This window comes from Delftia sp. WY8, assembly GCF_018437695.1.
Lineage (GTDB): Bacteria > Pseudomonadota > Gammaproteobacteria > Burkholderiales > Burkholderiaceae_C > Comamonas > Comamonas tsuruhatensis.
Genome location: NZ_CP049795.1, coordinates 2,626,959 through 2,644,241 on the forward strand (window position 1 = coordinate 2,626,959; position 17,283 = coordinate 2,644,241).

A 17,283-nucleotide genomic window follows, 5' to 3' on the forward strand; every position below is an offset into this window, starting at 1 on the left:
TCGGACGCGGAGGCGGCCGGGCCGCTGTCAGTCGGATGAGGAAGCGTCGAGGGCGTCGCGTGCGTCGTGCAACTGCACGAACTTGCGCAGCAGGCGCTTGAACTCGGCCTGCTCCTCGGGCTCCAGCGCGGCCAGCATGCGGTTGTGCAGTTCGTGCACATTCGGCACGAAGCCGCCCAGCATGGCCTCGCCCTCGGCCGTGAGCGTCAGGCGCCGCTGGCGCCGGGGCAGGATCTCGCGCAGCACCCAGCCCTTGGCCTCCAGTCGCGCCGCGATGTCGGCCGTGGTGGAGTTGTCCAGCGCCACCAGCCGCGCCAGCGTTACCTGGTCGATGCCCGGTTTTTCCTGCAGCATGCGCAGGATGGCGTACTGCACGGGCGTCACGTCCGGCCCCAGCACGTCGCGGAACAGCTGCGCCGCGATCTGCTGCGCGCGCCGGATCAGGTGGCCCGGCTGGTCGTAGAGGTCGATGGAAAGCGGATCGGAGGCGGAGTGGACCATCGGTGGCGGCAGGCCTTGCGGCCCTGGGGTTGAAGCCCGCCGAGATTACCCCATCCCCGGCGCCGATCCTGGATGCGCGCCGGGCCATGGCCGGCCTCAGGCCACCGCGGCGGCAGGCTGGGCCGCTGCTGCGGCCACCGCCGCCGCCTGCTGTTCCTGCGCAATCCATTTGTCGATGACCTTGCGCGACTGCACGCCGCCCGCATCGATGTTGAGCTTGAGCAGCTTGCGGTCGGGGTGGGCACTGAGGTTGCGCTGCTGCAGCTCCAGCATCTGCAGGTCTTCGCTGAAGATCTTGTGCTGGCCCTCGCGTATGCGGTCGGTGACTTCGGCATCGCCCGGATTGAAGCGGCGCGCCATTCCCCAGAAGTACCACATGGATTCCTCGGTCTCCGGCGTGATGAAGTCCACCACCATGCTGTAGACCTTGTGCTCGTCGGGCGCGTCGTAGCCGCCGTGGCCTGCGTGGGCCACGCCGACCTCGATCAGCACATGGCTGGGCGGGGTGAAGCGGCAGACCTGCCAGCGGTCCACGGGCACATCGTCGGCCAGGCCGTTGCTGCGCAGCGCCATCTTCCAGAACGGGGGCGCGGGAATGTCGTTCATGAAGCGGCTGGTGACCACCTCGACATCGGCGCCCTCGCCGCGCGTCTCGGTCTTGCAGGGCGTCTCGTCGATCTCGGCCTGGCCGATGGAGCTGGCGTGCACATAGGTCTCGTGCGTCAGGTCCATGAGGTTGTCGATCATCAGCCGGTAGTCGGCCTGGATGTGGAACATGCCGCCGCCATAGGCCCATTCGGGGTTGTCGTGCCAGGGCAGCTTCGGGATGAGCGCGGCATCGGCCAGCGCCTTGTCGCCGGGCCAGACCCAGATGAAGCCATGGCGCTCCTCGACGGGATAGCTGCGGATCTCGGGGAAGCCGCGCACGCGCTGGCCCGGCATGGCAATGGTCTTGCCGTCGCAGCCCATCTCCAGCCCGTGGTAGCCGCAGACCAGCTTGCCTTCGCAGACAAAGCCCAGCGACAGGGGCGCGCCGCGGTGCGGGCAGAAATCCTCCACGGCGGCAACGCCGTGCTGCGCGCGGTAGAAGGCGATGCGCTCGCCGCAGATGCGACGGCCCAGCGGCTTGTCCTGGATCTCATCGGACGTGGCGGCCACGTACCAGGTGTTCTTGGGGAATGTGCTCATGGGGGTCTCCTTTATGGGTGGGGTCCGCAGTCCTTGGCGCTGCGGTGGCTGGGGCGCAGGCGGCCGAGGCCGCCGGCGCACATCAAGGGCAGATCAAGCGCAGATCAAGCGCAGATCAAGCGCGGGTCAGGCTCGGATCAACTGCACGCCAGGAACCGCATGGCTGCCGGGCTCGCTCACGGCTTCGCGCAGGTTGCGGCGCGCAATGCGCGAGTGCTCTTTCATCAGCGCCTCGGCCCGGGCGCCCTCGCGCGCGGCAATGGCGTCCAGCACCTGGCGGTGCTGGTCCTGGGCCACCATCAGGCTGTGGCGCGCACGCGGGGATTCGGCCCGCGCCAGCACAAAGCCCGAGGGCGAGGCGAAGGGCATGCGCACCACGCGCTCCAGCTCGCGCTGCATGACGCTGCTGCCGGCCATGGAACGCAGCAGGTCGTGGAATTCGGAGTTCAGCGCCACATAGCGCGAGAAGGCCTCATCGCCCCAGTCGGGCGTCTCCAGCACGCGGTCGATGGCATCCAGGCAGCGGCCGGCCTGCGCCAGCAGCGGCTCGGCCACGCCGCGCTCGGCCGCCCAGCGCGCGGCCAGGCCTTCCAGCGTGCCGCGCAGTTCGATGGCATCGGCCACATCGGCCTCGGAGAACAGCCGCACGCGGTAGCCGCGCCCGCCGGCCATGGCTTCGAGCAGGCCTTCCTGCTCCAGCCGCATCAGCGCGGCGCGCACCGGCGTGCGCGAGATGCCCAGGCGCTGCACCACGGTGAGCTCGGCGATGCGCTCGCCTGCGGGCAACTCGCCCGCAAGAATCATCTCGCGCAGTTGCAGCTGGGCCTTGATGACCTGGGAATGGCTTTCCGCTTCGGAGGCGGCGGGGGCAAGCTGGGGGCTCATGGGGCTTTGTCTGGATGGAATGGCGTGAATGTATACATCCAAGGCGATCCATGGTGCACTTTTCCGCAAAAACACGGGAAAACACCAATCAAATGTATACAACCAATCCCAGCAAAGACAGTGGCCCGCCTGTTTGTATACAGCACCATGGCATCATGGCCGGCTCCCTTTTTCCCCTGCCGCTGCAACCCAGGAGGTCACCCTTGCCGACGTTTTCCCGACACCCCGCCATGGCCGCCCACATCCTCAACCTGGCACGGGATGCCAGCGCCGATGCGCAGGCTCCGCAGGCCTATCCGATCAAGGACTTCTTCCGCAATCCGGAACGCGGCTTCTTCCGCCTGGCCGATGACGGAAGCATGCTGGGCTTCATGCAGCCCGTCAGCGTGGACGGCCATCCGGCGCGCATGAATATCCATGTGCAGGCGCTGGAGGGCAGCACCCCTGTGGGCGAGCCGCGCCGCATCACGGCCGAGACCGAGCGCGACATCAGCAACTTCTTCTGGAAGGGCCCGGATGTAGTGCTCTACCAGAAGGACTTCGGCGGCGACGAGAACTTCCACGTGCTGGCGGTCAACGCGCGCAGCGGCGAAGCCACCGACCTGACGCCCTGGGAAGGCGTGCGCGCCAGCATCGAGGACGACCTGGAAGACGACCCCGACCATGTGCTGATCAGCCACAACCGGCGCGATGCCGAGGTCTTCGACGTATACCGCGTGAACGTGCATACGGGCGCGGCGCAACTGGTGGCGCAGAACCCCGGCAACATCGTCGGCTGGCAGACCGACCACGCAGGCCGCGTGCGGGCCGCCGTGGCCAGCGACGGCCTGAACAGCGCCCTGCTCTACCGCGACGACGAGGCCGGCGAGTTCCAGCCCCTGATCACCACCGACTACCGCACCAGCGTCAGCCCGGCCTTCTTCACCTTCGACGACCAAAAGCTCTACGCCCTGTCCAACCGGGGCCGCGACAAGCTGGCCCTGGTGGTCATCGACCCGGCCCGGCCCGACGAGGAAGAAGAAATCTTCGTGCCCGAAGAAGTCGATCTGGGCGCGGCGGCCTATTCGCGCAAGCGCCGCGTGCTCACCCTGGCCGCCTACCAGACCGACAAGCCGCAGTACCGCTTCTTCGATGCCGAGACCGAAGCCCTCTACGGCCGGCTGGCTGCGCAGTTGCCGGGCTACGACTTCGCCATCCAGGGCGCCAACCGCGCCGAGGACAAGTTCATCGTCGCCGCCTTCAACGACCGCACGCCGGGCGCGCGCTACATCTACGACGCGGCCGCCGACGCGCTGACCAAGCTGGCCGACATCAACCCGGCCATCCCCGAGTCCGCCATGTCGCGCGTGCAGCCCGTCAGCTACACCAGCCGCGACGGCCTGACCATCCACGGCTACCTGACCCTGCCGGCCGGCCGCGAGCCCAGGAACCTGGCCTGCATCATCAACCCGCACGGCGGCCCCTGGGCTCGCGACGGCTGGGGCTACAACCCCGAGGTGCAGTTCCTGGCCAACCGGGGCTTTTGCGTGCTGCAGGTGAATTTCCGCGGCTCCACGGGCTATGGCCGCGCGTTCTGGGAAGCGGGATTCGGCCAGTGGGGCCTGAAGATGCAGGACGACATCACCGACGGCGTGCACTGGCTGATCGACCAGGGCATTGCCGACCCTGCGCGCATCGGCATCTACGGCGGCAGCTATGGCGGCTATGCCACGCTGGCCGGCGTGGCCTTCACGCCCGACCTGTATGCGGCGGCCGTGGACTATGTGGGCGTGTCCAACCTGTTCACCTTCATGAAGACCATTCCGCCCTACTGGAAGCCGCTGCTGGACCAGATGCACGCCATGGTGGGTGATCCCGAGCGCGACAGGGAGCGCCTGGCCGCCACCTCGCCGGCCCTGCATGTGGACCGCATCAAGGCGCCGCTGTTCATCGCCCAGGGCGCGCGCGATCCGCGCGTGAACAAGGACGAGAGCGACCAGGTGGTGAAGGCGCTGCGCGAGCGCGGCGTCGAGGTGCAGTACATGGTCAAGGACAACGAGGGCCACGGCTTTCACAACGACGAGAACAAGTTCGAGTTCTACGAGGCCATGGAGCAGTTCCTGGTCACGCACCTCAAGCCCTGAAGCCGTCCAGGCACCCGGCCTCCCGGTCCCTCGGCCGCCCCGCGCTACAGCACGGCGGGCTCCCCGCTTTGCTGCAGCGCCCACATGTCCGCATAGCGCCCGCCCGCCGCGACCAGCTGGCCGTGGGTGCCGCGCTCGACGATGCGGCCCGCGTCCATGACCAGGATCTCGTGCGCATCGACCACGGTGGACAGGCGGTGGGCAATCACCAGCGCCGTCTTGTTGCGCGCGGCGCTTTGCAGCTCGGCCTGGATGGCGCGTTCATTGGCCGAGTCCAGCGCCGACGTCGCCTCGTCGAAGATCAGGATGGGCGGGTCCTTGAGCAGGGTGCGCGCAATCGCCACCCGCTGCTTTTCGCCGCCCGACAGCTTCAGGCCGCGCTCGCCCACGCGCGTGGCATAGCCCTGGGGCGTGGCCTCGATGAAGTCGTGGATGCGCGCGGCGCGCGCGGCCGCCACCACCTGCTCGCGGCTGGCGCCAGGGCGGCCGTAGGCGATGTTGTATTCCACCGTGTCGTTGAACAGCACCGTGTCCTGCGGCACGATGCCCACGGCGCCGCGCACGCTGTCCTGGGTCAGCTCGCGCAGGTCGTGCCCGGCGATGCGCACATGGCCGGACTGCACGTCGTAGAAGCGGAAGATCAGCCGCGCCAGCGTGCTCTTGCCCGAGCCCGAAGGGCCGACCACGGCCACGGTCTTGCCGGCGGGAATGGTGAAGCTCACGTCCTTGAGGATGGGCCGCTCGGGGTCATAGGCAAAGTCCACATGCTCGAAGCGCAGCTCGGGCGGTGCGCCATGGGTCTGCAGCGGCTGGGCGCCGGGCGCGTCGGCCACCTCGCGTTCCTTGTCCATGAGGGTGAACATGCGCTCCAGGTCGGTCAGGCTCTGCTTGATCTCGCGGTAGATCACGCCCAGAAAGCCCAGCGGGATGTAGAGCTGGATCATGAAGGCGTTGACCATGACCAGGTCGCCCAGCGACAGGCGGCCATCCACCACGCCCTGCGTGGCCCGCCAGAGGATGGCGACCAGGGCCGTGGCGATGATCAGCTGCTGCCCGCAGTTGAGCAGGCTCAGCGTGCTCTGGCTCTTGAGGCGAACGCGGCGCAGCGCCTCCAGGTTCTCGTCGTAGCGCCGCGCCTCGAAGCCCTCGTTGCCGAAGTACTTGACGGTCTCGTAGTTCAGCAGCGAGTCGATGGCCTTGGTGTGGGCCGCCGACTCCTGGGCATTGGCCTCGCGCCGAAAGCGCGTGCGCCACTCGGTCACCGTGACCGTGAACGTGATGTAGAACACCAGCGCCGCCAGCGTGATGGCCGCGAACCAGATGTCGAAGCGCAGCGCCAGGATGCCCAGCACCAGCGCCATCTCGATGAAGGTGGGCAGGATGCTGTAGAGCGAATACGAGATCAGCGACTCGGTGCTGCGCACGCCGCGCTCGATGTCGCGCGTCATGCCGCCGGTCTGGCGCTCCAGGTGAAAGCGCAGGCTCAGCGCATGCAGGTGCTCGAAGGTGGACAGCGCAATCGCCCGCGAGGCGCCCTGCGTGGCCTTGGCAAAGACCAGGTCGCGCAGCTCGGTGAACAGCGAGCTGGAAAAGCGCAGCAGCCCGTAGGCCAGCAGCAGGGCCACGGGCACGACGAGCACCGCGCGGGCATCGCCGGCCTTCAGATCCAGCGCATCGACCAGGTGCTTGAGCAGCACCGGCACGCCCACGTTGGCGAGCTTGGCCCCGATCATGAAGCCCAGCGCCGCCAGCACGCGCCACTTGTATTGCCACAGGTAGGGCAGCAGGCGCCGCAGCGCGTTCCAGTCCCGCGACGGTGCCGGGGTTGGGACTAAGGGTAAATCCGTAGGGGAAGCGCTCTCGCGTCGCATGAAAGACAATTCTCGGTTGTTATATTGACCCGATTGTGCCCATGCCACCCCGCCCAGACCTCCCGCCCCATCCCTTGCCCGCAGACAAGGAGCTGGTTCTCAAGGTCATTCCCATGCCTGCCGATGTCAACGCCAATGGCGACATCTTCGGCGGCTGGGTGATGGCGCAGGTCGACCTGGCAGGTTCGGTGCTGCCCTCGCGCCTGGGCCAGAGCCGCATGGTCACCGTGGCCGTGAACGAGTTCATCTTCAAGCAGCCCGTGCGCGTGGGCGACATCCTGTCGTTCTACTCCAGCGTGCAGCGCGTGGGCCGCACCTCGGTCACGGTCGATGTCGAGGTCTATGCCGAGCGCTTTGCCGACCAGGGCCGCTTCGTCAAGGTGACCGAGGCCCTGCTGACCTACGTGGCCATCGACGGCCAGGGCAAGCCCCAATCGCTGCCGGACAACGACCAGGTGCGTTCCTGGCGCGCAGCGGCCGAGCGCAATGCAGAACGCAAGCAGCAGCAGGCCGGCTGAACCCGCCCATCTGCAGCCATGAAAAAAGCGACCTTTGCAGGTCGCTTTTTCATTTCCGGCGCAGGGGTGGCTCAGGCCAGCGAGGGCGTGACGCGCGGCTGCAGCGAGGCGGCCGCGCTGGCCGCGGCCAGCGCAGCGGAGCTGCTGGCGGCGCTGTCGCTGGAGGCGGCCGACGAGGAAGACAGGCTGGAGGCGCTGGATGCCACAGCCGAACCCGACGAGGACGAGCGCGGCGAGGAGCCGGCCTCGATCTGGCCCGTGAGCTCGCCGCCCTCTTCGATCACCACCTTGCCGTAGCGGATCTTGCCGCTGACCTTGCCCGTGCCGTAGATGACCAGCTTCTCGCGCACGGTCAGCGTGCCGTCGAACACGCCATGGATCTCGGCGATGTCGATTTCGGCCGTGCCGTGGAAGGCACCCTGCTCGGCGATCTGGATCACGCGCGAGTCCATGGTGGCTTCCACCGTGCCTTCGACGACCAGCGTGTCGCAGTCGGTGATCTCCACGCCCTTGAGCTTGATATTGGGGCCTACGGTGAGCTTGCTGCCCTGGGAGTCCTGCGCCACGGCCGATGCCTGGCGCTGGGCGGTCGACGGACTTGTCACGCTGGAGCTGGGCGTGACGGCACCGGAGGGGCTGCCGCCCGTACCGGTGGCGCCTATGCCGCTGCCCAGGGTGTTGCGGGAGGTGAAAGCATCGTTGTCGCGCTTGCCAAAGAACGGGTTCTGAACAGCCATGGGTGGGTCTCCTTCGGAAAAATCCGATGCTACGCACACGAACTGGCAACAAATGCCGGCATCTCGCAAGAAAAGTAACCAGATGGTTCTCCCGTTTCATGTGCTTGCAAGCCTTTCTCGATCACACACCGCGCATGTGCAGGTCGCGCAGCGGACATGCGCAAATCAATAGGTGCATCTACACTTATTTCCATTCCAGGCCACCTGCCCCACGCCCCATGACCTCCTCCACCTCAAGCGCCGCCAGTCCGGTCTGCACCTGCTTCATGGTGCGCAGCCTGTCGCGCAAGATCTCCCAGCTCTATGACGACACGCTCGCGCCCAGCGGCCTGCGCGGCACGCAGTTCAGCCTGCTGGTGCAGGCGCGCAATGCGCCCGACGGCCCGCCCACCGTCTCGGCCCTGGCCGAGCAGTTGCACACCGACCGCACGACGATGACGCGCAACCTGCGTACGCTGCAGCAGGCCGGCTTCATCGACCTGGTTCCTGGCGCGGATGCGCGCAGCCGCTGCGTGGTGGTCACGCCCGAAGGCCGCGCCCGCATCCGCGAGGCTGCCGCCCTGTGGCGCCAGGCCCAGCAGCGCGTGCGCGAGCTGTGCGGCAGCGAGCAGATCGGCGCGCTGGAAAGCCTGGTGCTGGGCATGCTGCCCGTGCTGGAAACCGCCACGCAGGAGAGCGCGGAATGAGCGCCGCCCTGTCCTCCGCAGCCCCTGGCGCTGCGGCCAGCGGGTCCGCGCATCCGTTGGTCAGTGGCCCCATCGCCTCCACCCTGATGCGCCTGGCCGTGCCCAACATGGTGGCGCTGAGCATGTCGGTGCTGGTCGCCGTGGCCGAGACCTACTACGTGGGGCAGCTGGGAACCGTATCGCTGGCGGCCATGGCCCTGGTGTTTCCGCTGGCCATGCTCACGCAGATGATGAGCAACGGTGCCATGGGCAGCGGCGTGTCCTCGGCCATCAGCCGCGCGCTGGGCGCGGGCGACGGCGCGCGTGCCTCGGCACTGGCCCTGCACTCCATCGTCATCGGCACCATCGCAGGCCTGCTGTACTCGCTCATCTTCGTGCTCTGCGGCGCCACCTTCTACAGCTGGCTGGGCGGGCGCGGCGAGGTGCTGGCAGCGGCCACAGGCTTTGGCGCCGTGCTGTTCAGCGGCGCCATCCTGGTGTGGCTGTGCAATACGCTGGCATCGGTGGTGCGGGGCACGGGCAATATGCGCATGCCGTCGGCCGTGATCTTTGCGGCCTCGCTGGTGCAGATCGCTGTCGGCGGCACGCTGGGGCTGGGCCTGGGACCCATGCCGCGCTGGGGCATGCCGGGCGTGGCCGTGGGCAACATCGTGGCCATGGCACTGGCCGTCGCAGTCTTCCTGGCCTATCTGCAATGGGGCCAGCAGCGCCTGCAACTGGACTGGCGCAGGCCCCGCCTGGCCTGGCCCATGTTCCGCGACATCCTGCGCGTGGGGGCCCTGGCCTGCCTGTCCCCCGTGCAAACGGCGCTGGCCGCGCTGCTGCTGACAGGCATGGTCGCCCGCCTGGGCCCGCTGGCACTGGCCGGCTACGGCATTGGCCAGCGGCTGGAGTTCCTGCTGATCCCCATGGCCTTCGGCGTGGGCATGGCCGCCGTGCCCATGGTGGGCATGGCCATGGGCGCCGGCCAGGTGGCCCGCGCGCGCCGCGTGGCCTGGTCGGGCGGCGCCATGGCCGCCGCCCTGCTGGGCGTGCTGGGCCTGGTGGTCATGGTCTGGCCGCAGCTGTGGTCAGGCATCTTCACCGGCGACCCGGCCGTGCGCGCCTATGCCGACCTCTACCTGCGCACCGTGGGCCCGGCCTTCGGGCTGTTCGGCCTGGGACTGGTGCTGTACTTCGCCTCCCTGGGCGCAGGCCGCGTCTGGGCTCCCGTGCTGGCCGGCACGGTGCGCCTGCTGATCGTGGTGGTGGGCGGCGGCTGGCTCATGTCCAGCGGCCTGGGCAGCGCCCAGTCGCTGTTCATCCTCGTGGCCGTGGCCATGGCCGCCTATGGCGCAGGCACGGCCTGGGCCGTGTGGCGCGCGCGCTGGGGGTGAAGACACGCAAAAAAGAAGGCCCGCAGTCAGCGGGCCATGCTTCAAGAAACGATGTACGCCGCCGTCCCCGTGGACAGCAAGCTGCCATCGGCCCCCAGGAATTCCATGCGCGTGTTGGCCACGCGCGAGCCCAGCCGCAGCACCTCGGCGCGCAGGATGAATTCGCTGCCGATGCCGGGGCGCAGGTAGTCCACGCGCAGGTCGATGGTGCCCAGGCGCGAGAAGCGGTGCAGGCGCTGCAGCGGTGCGTCGTCCATGTGCTTGGCGCCGATGGCCGCCATGACGGCCAGGCCCCCCATGGAGTCCAGGCCGGCGCTGATCACGCCGCCGTGGATGCGCTGGTAGGCCGCGTGGCCTATGAGCTCGGGCCGCATGGTGATGCGGCCTTCAACCCGCTCGGGCAGCACTTCGGTGATGCGCAGCCCCAGCACCTGGTTGAAGGCGATCTGGCGCTCGAACACCTCGCGCAGCCCGGCGATGAACTCGGGCTCGAACTGCACGGGCGCCTCGGAGGCCCCGGAGGCCTTCGTGGATTTCAGCACTGGCTGAAGTCCGGCTTGCGCTTCTCCATGAACGCGGTGAACGCCTCCTTGGCAGCAGGCCCGCCCATCAGCTTGCCGAAGCTCGTTCCCTCCTCGGCCATGCGCTCGCGCACCAGGCCGGACTGGCCGGCCTTCATGAGGCGCTTGGTCTCGATCAGGGCCGACAGCGGCTTGGCCGCCAGCTTCCTGGCCTGGGCCTGGGCCAGCGCATTGCATTCGCTGGGCGGCACGACGCGGTTGACCAGGCCCACTTCCAGGGCGGCTTCGGCCAGGAAGGGCTCGCCCAGCAGCAGGGCCTCGGCCGCGCGGTGGTAGCCGAGCATCTGGGGCAGCAGCAGGCTGGAGGCCGCTTCGGGGCACAGGCCCAGGTTCACGAAGGGCAGCGAGAAAGCCGCGTTGTCGCCCGCATAGACCAGGTCGCAGTGCAGCAGCAAGGTCGTGCCGATGCCTACGGCCGGGCCGCAGACGGCGGCGATCACGGGCTTGGGAAAGGCGGCAATGTAATGCAGGAAGCGCCAGACGGGGCGCTGCTCGCCCTCCGGCCTGGCGGCGCCGCCGGCCGACTGCTTGAGGAAGTCGGCAATGTCGTTGCCCGCGCTGAAGATGGCCATGTCGCCCTGGAAGACCACGCAGCGCACGGCGGCGTCTTCGCCGGCCTGGGCCAGCGCATCGGCCATGCTGGCGTACATGGCCTCGGTGATGGAGTTCTTCTTGTCTGCGCGGTTGAAGGTGATGGTGCAGACACCGGCTTCGGTGTGCACGAGGATGTCCTGGGTGGTTTCGCTCATGATGGTCTTGCCTTGCTTATTCCTTGAAATACACGATCTGGTGGCTGCTCGCCAGCATCACGCCGGCCTCGCTCCACAGCTGGGCGCTCTGGTCGAAGAAGCCGTTGCGAAATTCCTGGCCGCGCGCCTGGGCCAGCAGGTGGCCCGTGCCTGCGGCAGCCAGTTCCTCGCGCCCCGCATGGAAGTAGACGGTGATGGACACCGTGCCCGCCGGGGTGCGCTGTGCGCGGCGCAGCCACACGCGCGGGAAGAATACGTCAGCCAGGCCGGCCAGCGCGCAAAAATCCAGTGCGCGCGGCGGCTCGTCGCGCACCCACAGGCGCGTGAGGCTGTCGGTCTCGCGGCCATCCCAGGTCTGGGGAATGATGCCGTCGAGAAAGCGCATGTCGTAGCGGTTGAGCCATTCCACGCCGCCCAGCGGCGGCACGCGCTGCACGGCGGCGGGCGACGGCACCTCGGGCATGGCCAGGTCGGTGCCGCCCCAGGTGCTGCGCCGCACGGCCGTGACGGCCGTGGCCGTGGTGACGACCTGGGCATCGCCATCCTGGTCGGGCTGGGTGATGGTCAGCAGCCAGTGCTGGGTGGAGCGGTTGGTGCGAACGGGGCGGGCCTCGATGTCGAAGCGCCCCGCGCCCAGCGCGGCCGCGTAGTTGACGGTGATGGACAGCGGATCGCCCAGGCACAGCGGATGCTGCTGGATGGCCCGCACCAGCGCGGCGGCGGTGATGCCGCCGTATGGGCCCACCATGTTCCAGTAGTCCTGCGTGGTCTGGCCCTGGTAGTGGCCCACGGCGCCGGTGGGGGTGAGCGCCACGGCCTGGTCGAGAGGATGGATGTCTGTGCTCATGGCAAACGAGTGTGATGGCAAGCGGCGCCCGCGTCCGTCAAGCCGGCGACTCTGCGGGTGAGGGAAAGCGCGGGTGGGCCGCGGCGGCCGGCGCCTTGGTCCAGCCCGAGAACACGTCCACGGCCCGGCCCCAGAGCGCGTCGCGCATATCGGCGCGGAAGAAGCCGAAATGCCCTATGCGCCGCAACTGCAGGGCCTTGGGTTCGATGCGCTCGATGCGGCTGGGGGCATTGGCGTAGAGCGCGAACAGGTGCTCGGTGCCGCGCCAGGTCATGAGTTCGTCGTCGCTCATGGACAGCGCCATCACCGGAAAGCGCACGGCGGCGTAGCTGCGCGCGGCGGCCTCGCCCTCGGCACCCACGCTGTAGCGCGGATTCAGGCACCAGCGGCGCCACTGCAGCATGACGCCGGCCGGCAGGTCGCCCACCTTGCGCAGGCGCCTGCCCGGAAAGTAGCCGCACAGGCGCGTGGCCACGGGCACCAGCACATGCCAGAAATAGGGAACCAGGCGCTTGAGGCGGGGCGCATTGTCGCGCCAGTAGCCGCTGCCGGCCGCAATGCTCAAAAGGCCGTCCACCAGCTGCGGGGAGCGCAGCAGGCCCGGCAGCTGGGCGCCCAGGCTGTGGCCGATCAGGAACAGCGGCTGGTCCGGCAGCTGCGCCTTGGCATGGGCGATGACCGCCTCGTAGTCGCGCGCCCAGTCGCACAGGTCGGCACGCACCTGGCGCAAAGAGCCTTGCAGGGAATCGCCATGGCCCCGGTAGTCAAAGCTGGTCACCCGATAGCCCTGGCCCGCAAGCCAGGTGGCAAAGGCCTCGTAGAAGGCCTGGCGCACCCCCATGGCCCCGCCGATGACCACGCTGGCGCGCGGCGGGCCAGCGGGCGTGTAGACGCGCAGCGCCAGCGTGGCGCCATCGCTGCTGAGTTGGTGTTGTTCCATGGCTGTCTCCTGGTCGGTGCCGTTTCTGTGCCGGCTCGCATGGATGGGAAAAAATGGGATGAGCGAAAAAGACAAAGCCCCGCGAACGGGGCCTTGAGCAACGGTCAGACCCGCTCGAAGATGCCGGCGGCGCCCTGGCCCATTCCGACGCACATCGTCACCATGCCGTAGCGCAATTGCTTGCGGCGCAGCGCATGCACCACGGTGGCCGAGCGGATGGCGCCTGTGGCACCCAGCGGGTGGCCCAGGGCGATGGCGCCGCCCATGGGATTGACCTTGGCGGGGTCCAGCCCCAGCGTGTTGACCACGGCCAGCGACTGGGCGGCAAAGGCTTCGTTGAGCTCGAACCAGTCGATGTCGTCCTGCTTGAGGCCCGCATAGCGCAGCGCGGCCGGGATGGCTTCGATGGGGCCGATGCCCATGATGGCCGGCGGCACGCCCTTGCTGGCATAGCTCACGAAGCGCGCCAGCGGCGTGAGGCCGAAGCGCTGCACGGCGGCGCCGCTGGCCAGGATCAGCGCGCCTGCGCCATCGCTGGTCTGCGAGCTGTTGCCGGCCGTCACCGAGCCGCGCGCCGCGAACACGGTGCGCAGCTTGCCCAAGCCTTCCAGGCTGGTGTCGGGGCGTGCGCCCTCGTCCAGCTCCACGGTGCGCGTGCGCACCACGGGTTCGCCCTTGGCCAGGTCCAGGCTCCGGTCAGTGACCTCGATGGGCGTGATCTCGTCCTTGAACTCGCCGGCCTGCTGCGCGGCCAGGGCACGGCGGTGCGACTCCAGCGCAAAGGCGTCCTGCGCATCGCGCGAGACCTTCCACTGCTGGGCCACCTTCTCGGCCGTCAGGCCCATGCCATAGGCAATGCCCACGTCGCCATCGCGCTCGAAGATGGACGGCGACAGCGAGGGCGCGTTGCCCATCATGGGCACCATGCTCATGCTCTCGACGCCGGCCGCGATCATCACGTCGGCCTCGCCCACGCGGATGCGGTCCGCCGCCATGGCCACGGCCGACAGGCCCGAGGCGCAGAAGCGGTTCACGGTGATGCCACCCACGCTGGTGGGCAGCCCCGCCAGCACGGCGCTGATGCGCGCCACGTTCAGGCCCTGCTGGGCCTCGGGGATGGCGCAGCCGCAGATGATGTCCTCGATGGCAGCCGGGTCCAGCCCCGGCACCTGGGCCAGCGCGGCCTTCAGCGTGGTCGCCAGCAGGTCGTCGGGACGGTAGTTGCGGAAAAAGCCCTTGTGCGACTTGCCGATGGGCGTGCGCGTGGCGGCGACGATGTAGGCGTCTTGGATTTGTTTCATGTCTTGTCTCTCCTCGATCTGCCTCAATTGCGGACGGGCTTGCCGGTGTTCAGCATTCCGAGAATGCGTTCATGCGTCTTGGGATGGCCGATCAGGTGGCAGAACGCCTTGCGTTCGAGCTTCATCAGATAGGCCTCGTCCACCAGGGTGCCCGCATCCACGTCGCCGCCGCAGACCACGTTGGCGATCAGGCTGGCCACATGCTGGTCGAACTCGCTGATGAAGCCGCCGTCACGCATGTTGACCAGCGAGCCCTTGATGGTGGCCACGCCGCTGCGTCCCGCCACGGGGAAGCTGCGCGGCAGCGGCGCACGCCAGCCGCCTGCGGCCATGGACTTGGCCTCGTTGATGGCGACGAAGAGCAGCTCGTCCTTGTGCGGCACGATGAGGTCGCTGTCCAGCAGGTAGCCCAGCTTGCGCGACTCGATGGCACTGGTGCCCACCTTGGCCATGGCCGCGGCCGTGAAGCCTTCGGTCAGGAAGGGCAGCAGGTCCTTGCCCGTGCTGGTGGCGGCGTTCTCTGCCGCGCGGCGCGCGATGTAGGTCAGGCCGCCCGCGCCGGGCACCAGGCCCACGCCGACTTCCACTAGGCCGATGTAGCTTTCCATATGCGCCACGCGGCGCGCGCTGTAGACGGCCAGCTCGCAGCCGCCGCCCAGCGCCATGCCATGGATGGCCGCAACCACGGGCACCTGGGCGTAGCGGATGCGCAGCATCAGGTTTTGCAGCTCCTGCTCCACGCTTTCGATGGCGTCGGCGCCGCCGATCACGAAGGCCGGCATGGTGGCTTCCAGGTCGGCGCCCACGCTGAACGGCGCATCGCCCGACCAGATGACCATGCCCTGGAAGTCGGTCTCGGCCACGTCCACGGCCTCCATCAGCGCTTCCATGACTTCGGGGCTGATGGCGTGCATCTTGTTCTTGATGCTGGCGATCAGGATCTGGCCGTCCAGCGTCCAGGTGCGCAGCGCCTTGGATTCGGCGATCGTGGTGCCGGCCGTCTTCCAGTCGGGCAGGCTGTCTTCGCCCAGCAGCTTTTCGGGGAAGATCTGGCGCTCGTAGACGGGCAGCACGCGGCGGGGCACGAACTGGCCCTTGGCAGGGCTCCACGAGCCCTGCGCCGTGTGCACGCCGCCAGCCTCGGCCACCGGGCCTTCGAAGACCCACTTGGGCAGAGGTGCCTTGCTCAATGCCTTGCCGGCATCGATGTCCTCCTGGACCATCTTCGCCACTTCCAGCCAGCCGGCTTCCTGCCACAGCTCGAACGGGCCCTGCTTCATGCCGAAGCCCCAGCGCATGGCCTGGTCCACGTCGCGGGCGGACTCGGCAATGCTCTCCAGGTGGATGGCCGCGTAGTGGAAGCTGTTGCGCAGGATGGCCCACAGGAAGCGGCCCTGCGCCCCCTCGGCATTGCGCAGCAGCTTCAGGCGCTCGGCAGCGGGCTTCTTGAGCATGCGGCCATAGACCTCGTCGGCCTTGCCGCCTGCGGGCACGTAGTCCTCGCTGTCCAGCTCGAACTGCAGGATGTCGCGGCCGACCTTCTTGTAGAAGCCCTTCTTCGCCTTCTGGCCGAGGTTGCCCAGCTCGATCAGCTTGGCCAGCACGGGCGGCGTGCCGAAGCTGGCGTAGAAGGGATCGGTCTCGGCGCTGAGGTTGTCCTGCAGCGTCTTGATCACATGGGCCATGGTGTCCAGGCCCACCACGTCGGCCGTGCGGAAGGTGCCGCTGGATGCGCGGCCCAGCTTCTTGCCGGTGAGGTCATCGACCACGTCGAAGGTCAGTCCGAAGTTCTCGACCTCCTTCATGGTGGCCAGCATGCCGGCGATGCCGATGCGGTTGGCGATGAAGTTGGGCGTGTCCTTGGCGCGCACCACGCCCTTGCCCAGGCCGCTGGTGACGAAGGCTTCGAGCTGGTCCAGCACCACGGGCTGCGTGGTCGGCGTGGCGATCAGCTCCACCAGCGGCATGTAGCGCGGCGGGTTGAAGAAGTGGATGCCGCAAAAGCGCGGCTTGATCGCGTCGGGCAGCGCCTCGGACAGCTTGGTGATGGACAGGCCCGAGGTGTTGGACGCCACGATGGCGTGCTTGGCCACATGGGGCGCGATCTTGGTGTACAGATCGAGCTTCCAGTCCATGCGCTCGGCAATGGCCTCGATGATCAGGTCGCAGCCCTTGAGCAGCTTGAGGTGCTCCTCGTAGTTGGCGGGCTGGATCAGGTCCGCGTCCTCGGCCACGCCGATGGGCGAAGGCTTGAGCTTCTTGAGGTTGGCGATGGCGCGCTCGGCGATGCCGCTTTTCGGGCCTTCCTTGGCAGGCAGGTCGAACAGCACCACGGGCACCTTGACATTGACCAGATGGGCCGCGATCTGCGCACCCATCACGCCAGCGCCGAGCACGGCGACTTTCTTCACATTGAATCGGGACATGGATGTTCCACAAGTGGGAGGAAGGAGGCCGCTGCGGCCGCCTTCCGGAATGGTTTACTGCACGCGCACCCAGGTCTGGGTGCGGCCAAAGGGGCCGATGGAGCCGCGCACCTCGAGCTTGGCGCCGCCCTCGATGGGCGTCAGGCGCAGGGTGTAGGTCTTGCCGTTTTCGGGGTCGAGGATCTTGCCGCCTTCCCAGACGTCCTTGCCCTCGGCCTTCTTGGCGCCGCGGATGATCTCCAGCCCCTTGAGCGGCTGGCCCTTGCGGTCGTCAGAACACTCGGTGCAGGTGGCGGCCGGATCAGCGCCCTTGCGCAGGATCTGCTCGATGCGGCCCGTGACCACGCCGTCGTTCTCGGCCACGCGGATCTCGGACTTGGCTTCGCCGCTCTTGTCGTCCACGCTCTTCCACAGGCCCACGGGCGTCATCTGCGCCTGCGCCGCGACGGCCGTGAGGCCCAGCACCATTGCTGCCAGTGCTTGATATGCCTTCATTTCAAACCCCTTTCGCCTAGAAAGGCGCACAGACCACGCTGATGCGCACAGCCCGTGCT

At 68.2% G+C, this 17,283-nt stretch carries 16 protein-coding genes; 4 read left to right on the forward strand and 12 right to left on the reverse strand.

Annotated elements, in window-relative coordinates; genetic code table 11:
• Window positions 1-27 precede the first annotated feature (27 nt).
• The 3 genes from G4D77_RS12155 to G4D77_RS12165 form a co-directional block, all read right to left on the reverse strand.
• Window positions 28-501: a MarR family winged helix-turn-helix transcriptional regulator gene (locus tag G4D77_RS12155; RefSeq protein WP_016446419.1), complete on the reverse strand. Its 474-nt coding sequence runs from the start codon at window positions 499-501 to the stop codon at window positions 28-30.
• A 96-nt stretch (window positions 502-597) separates the two neighbouring features.
• Window positions 598-1,689, reverse strand: a complete 1,092-nt coding sequence (locus tag G4D77_RS12160; protein ID WP_047472851.1) for a Rieske 2Fe-2S domain-containing protein — start codon at window positions 1,687-1,689, stop codon at window positions 598-600.
• A gap of 126 nt (window positions 1,690-1,815) precedes the next feature.
• The gene (locus G4D77_RS12165; RefSeq protein WP_154835763.1) at window positions 1,816-2,574 is read right to left on the reverse strand and encodes a GntR family transcriptional regulator; all 759 of its coding nucleotides are present in this window, start codon (window positions 2,572-2,574) and stop codon (window positions 1,816-1,818) included.
• A gap of 230 nt (window positions 2,575-2,804) precedes the next feature.
• Here G4D77_RS12165 and G4D77_RS12170 point away from each other — a divergent pair, with 230 nt between their 5' ends.
• Window positions 2,805-4,697 carry a S9 family peptidase gene (locus G4D77_RS12170; protein ID WP_126311349.1) on the forward strand — a complete coding sequence of 631 codons (1,893 nt, stop codon included), beginning with the start codon at window positions 2,805-2,807 and terminating at the stop codon, window positions 4,695-4,697.
• 44 nt (window positions 4,698-4,741) lie between these two features.
• On the opposite strand, the gene G4D77_RS12175 is transcribed toward G4D77_RS12170, so the two are convergent.
• The gene (locus G4D77_RS12175; protein WP_154835765.1) at window positions 4,742-6,568 is read right to left on the reverse strand and encodes an ABCB family ABC transporter ATP-binding protein/permease; all 1,827 of its coding nucleotides are present in this window, start codon (window positions 6,566-6,568) and stop codon (window positions 4,742-4,744) included.
• 41 nt (window positions 6,569-6,609) lie between these two features.
• Between G4D77_RS12175 and G4D77_RS12180 the strand changes: the two genes are divergently transcribed.
• Window positions 6,610-7,086 carry an acyl-CoA thioesterase gene (locus G4D77_RS12180; RefSeq protein WP_012203278.1) on the forward strand — a complete coding sequence of 159 codons (477 nt, stop codon included), beginning with the start codon at window positions 6,610-6,612 and terminating at the stop codon, window positions 7,084-7,086.
• 71 nt (window positions 7,087-7,157) lie between these two features.
• On the opposite strand, the gene G4D77_RS12185 is transcribed toward G4D77_RS12180, so the two are convergent.
• Window positions 7,158-7,823, reverse strand: a complete 666-nt coding sequence (locus G4D77_RS12185; RefSeq protein WP_016446423.1) for a bactofilin family protein — start codon at window positions 7,821-7,823, stop codon at window positions 7,158-7,160.
• 218 nt (window positions 7,824-8,041) lie between these two features.
• Here G4D77_RS12185 and G4D77_RS12190 point away from each other — a divergent pair, with 218 nt between their 5' ends.
• Window positions 8,042-8,509: a MarR family winged helix-turn-helix transcriptional regulator gene (locus tag G4D77_RS12190; RefSeq protein WP_013804191.1), complete on the forward strand. Its 468-nt coding sequence runs from the start codon at window positions 8,042-8,044 to the stop codon at window positions 8,507-8,509.
• Window positions 8,506-9,885, forward strand: a complete 1,380-nt coding sequence (locus tag G4D77_RS12195) for an MATE family efflux transporter (protein WP_061287123.1) — start codon at window positions 8,506-8,508, stop codon at window positions 9,883-9,885. The genes G4D77_RS12190 and G4D77_RS12195 overlap by 4 nt, the downstream gene beginning before the upstream one ends.
• 41 nt (window positions 9,886-9,926) lie before the next feature.
• Here the strand turns inward: G4D77_RS12195 and G4D77_RS12200 are convergent, their stop codons facing one another.
• From G4D77_RS12200 to G4D77_RS12230, 7 genes are all read right to left on the reverse strand, one after another.
• On the reverse strand, window positions 9,927-10,427 hold the full coding sequence (locus G4D77_RS12200) for a thioesterase family protein (protein ID WP_016446425.1): 501 nt from the start codon (window positions 10,425-10,427) through the stop codon (window positions 9,927-9,929).
• Window positions 10,421-11,215, reverse strand: coding sequence for an enoyl-CoA hydratase (locus G4D77_RS12205; protein ID WP_154835767.1), 795 nt, complete (start codon window positions 11,213-11,215; stop codon window positions 10,421-10,423). The genes G4D77_RS12200 and G4D77_RS12205 overlap by 7 nt, the downstream gene beginning before the upstream one ends.
• A gap of 16 nt (window positions 11,216-11,231) precedes the next feature.
• The gene (locus tag G4D77_RS12210; RefSeq protein WP_154835769.1) at window positions 11,232-12,062 is read right to left on the reverse strand and encodes an acyl-CoA thioesterase; all 831 of its coding nucleotides are present in this window, start codon (window positions 12,060-12,062) and stop codon (window positions 11,232-11,234) included.
• Window positions 12,063-12,099: 37 nt separating this feature from the next.
• A complete protein-coding gene (locus tag G4D77_RS12215) occupies window positions 12,100-13,002 on the reverse strand; it encodes an alpha/beta hydrolase family protein (RefSeq protein WP_047474638.1) in 903 nt (300 codons plus the stop codon).
• A gap of 104 nt (window positions 13,003-13,106) precedes the next feature.
• Entirely contained in the window at window positions 13,107-14,303 is a 1,197-nt protein-coding gene (locus G4D77_RS12220; RefSeq protein ID WP_017405913.1) for an acetyl-CoA C-acyltransferase, read from the reverse strand.
• A gap of 23 nt (window positions 14,304-14,326) precedes the next feature.
• Window positions 14,327-16,729, reverse strand: coding sequence for a 3-hydroxyacyl-CoA dehydrogenase/enoyl-CoA hydratase family protein (locus tag G4D77_RS12225; protein ID WP_017405914.1), 2,403 nt, complete (start codon window positions 16,727-16,729; stop codon window positions 14,327-14,329).
• Between the two features lie 54 nt (window positions 16,730-16,783).
• Window positions 16,784-17,224 carry a DUF2147 domain-containing protein gene (locus tag G4D77_RS12230; protein WP_016446431.1) on the reverse strand — a complete coding sequence of 147 codons (441 nt, stop codon included), beginning with the start codon at window positions 17,222-17,224 and terminating at the stop codon, window positions 16,784-16,786.
• Window positions 17,225-17,283: the final 59 nt, after the last annotated feature.

Coding starts and splice junctions, on each gene's coding strand:
- G4D77_RS12155 (WP_016446419.1), bottom strand. CDS start 501: ATGGTCCACTCCGCCTCCGATCCGCTTTCCATCGACCTCTACGACCAG.
- G4D77_RS12160 (WP_047472851.1), bottom strand. CDS start 1,689: ATGAGCACATTCCCCAAGAACACCTGGTACGTGGCCGCCACGTCCGAT.
- G4D77_RS12165 (WP_154835763.1), bottom strand. CDS start 2,574: ATGAGCCCCCAGCTTGCCCCCGCCGCCTCCGAAGCGGAAAGCCATTCC.
- G4D77_RS12170 (WP_126311349.1), top strand. CDS start 2,805: ATGGCCGCCCACATCCTCAACCTGGCACGGGATGCCAGCGCCGATGCG.
- G4D77_RS12175 (WP_154835765.1), bottom strand. CDS start 6,568: ATGCGACGCGAGAGCGCTTCCCCTACGGATTTACCCTTAGTCCCAACC.
- G4D77_RS12180 (WP_012203278.1), top strand. CDS start 6,610: ATGCCACCCCGCCCAGACCTCCCGCCCCATCCCTTGCCCGCAGACAAG.
- G4D77_RS12185 (WP_016446423.1), bottom strand. CDS start 7,823: ATGGCTGTTCAGAACCCGTTCTTTGGCAAGCGCGACAACGATGCTTTC.
- G4D77_RS12190 (WP_013804191.1), top strand. CDS start 8,042: ATGACCTCCTCCACCTCAAGCGCCGCCAGTCCGGTCTGCACCTGCTTC.
- G4D77_RS12195 (WP_061287123.1), top strand. CDS start 8,506: ATGAGCGCCGCCCTGTCCTCCGCAGCCCCTGGCGCTGCGGCCAGCGGG.
- G4D77_RS12205 (WP_154835767.1), bottom strand. CDS start 11,215: ATGAGCGAAACCACCCAGGACATCCTCGTGCACACCGAAGCCGGTGTC.
- G4D77_RS12210 (WP_154835769.1), bottom strand. CDS start 12,062: ATGAGCACAGACATCCATCCTCTCGACCAGGCCGTGGCGCTCACCCCC.
- G4D77_RS12215 (WP_047474638.1), bottom strand. CDS start 13,002: ATGGAACAACACCAACTCAGCAGCGATGGCGCCACGCTGGCGCTGCGC.
- G4D77_RS12220 (WP_017405913.1), bottom strand. CDS start 14,303: ATGAAACAAATCCAAGACGCCTACATCGTCGCCGCCACGCGCACGCCC.
- G4D77_RS12225 (WP_017405914.1), bottom strand. CDS start 16,729: ATGTCCCGATTCAATGTGAAGAAAGTCGCCGTGCTCGGCGCTGGCGTG.
- G4D77_RS12230 (WP_016446431.1), bottom strand. CDS start 17,224: ATGAAGGCATATCAAGCACTGGCAGCAATGGTGCTGGGCCTCACGGCC.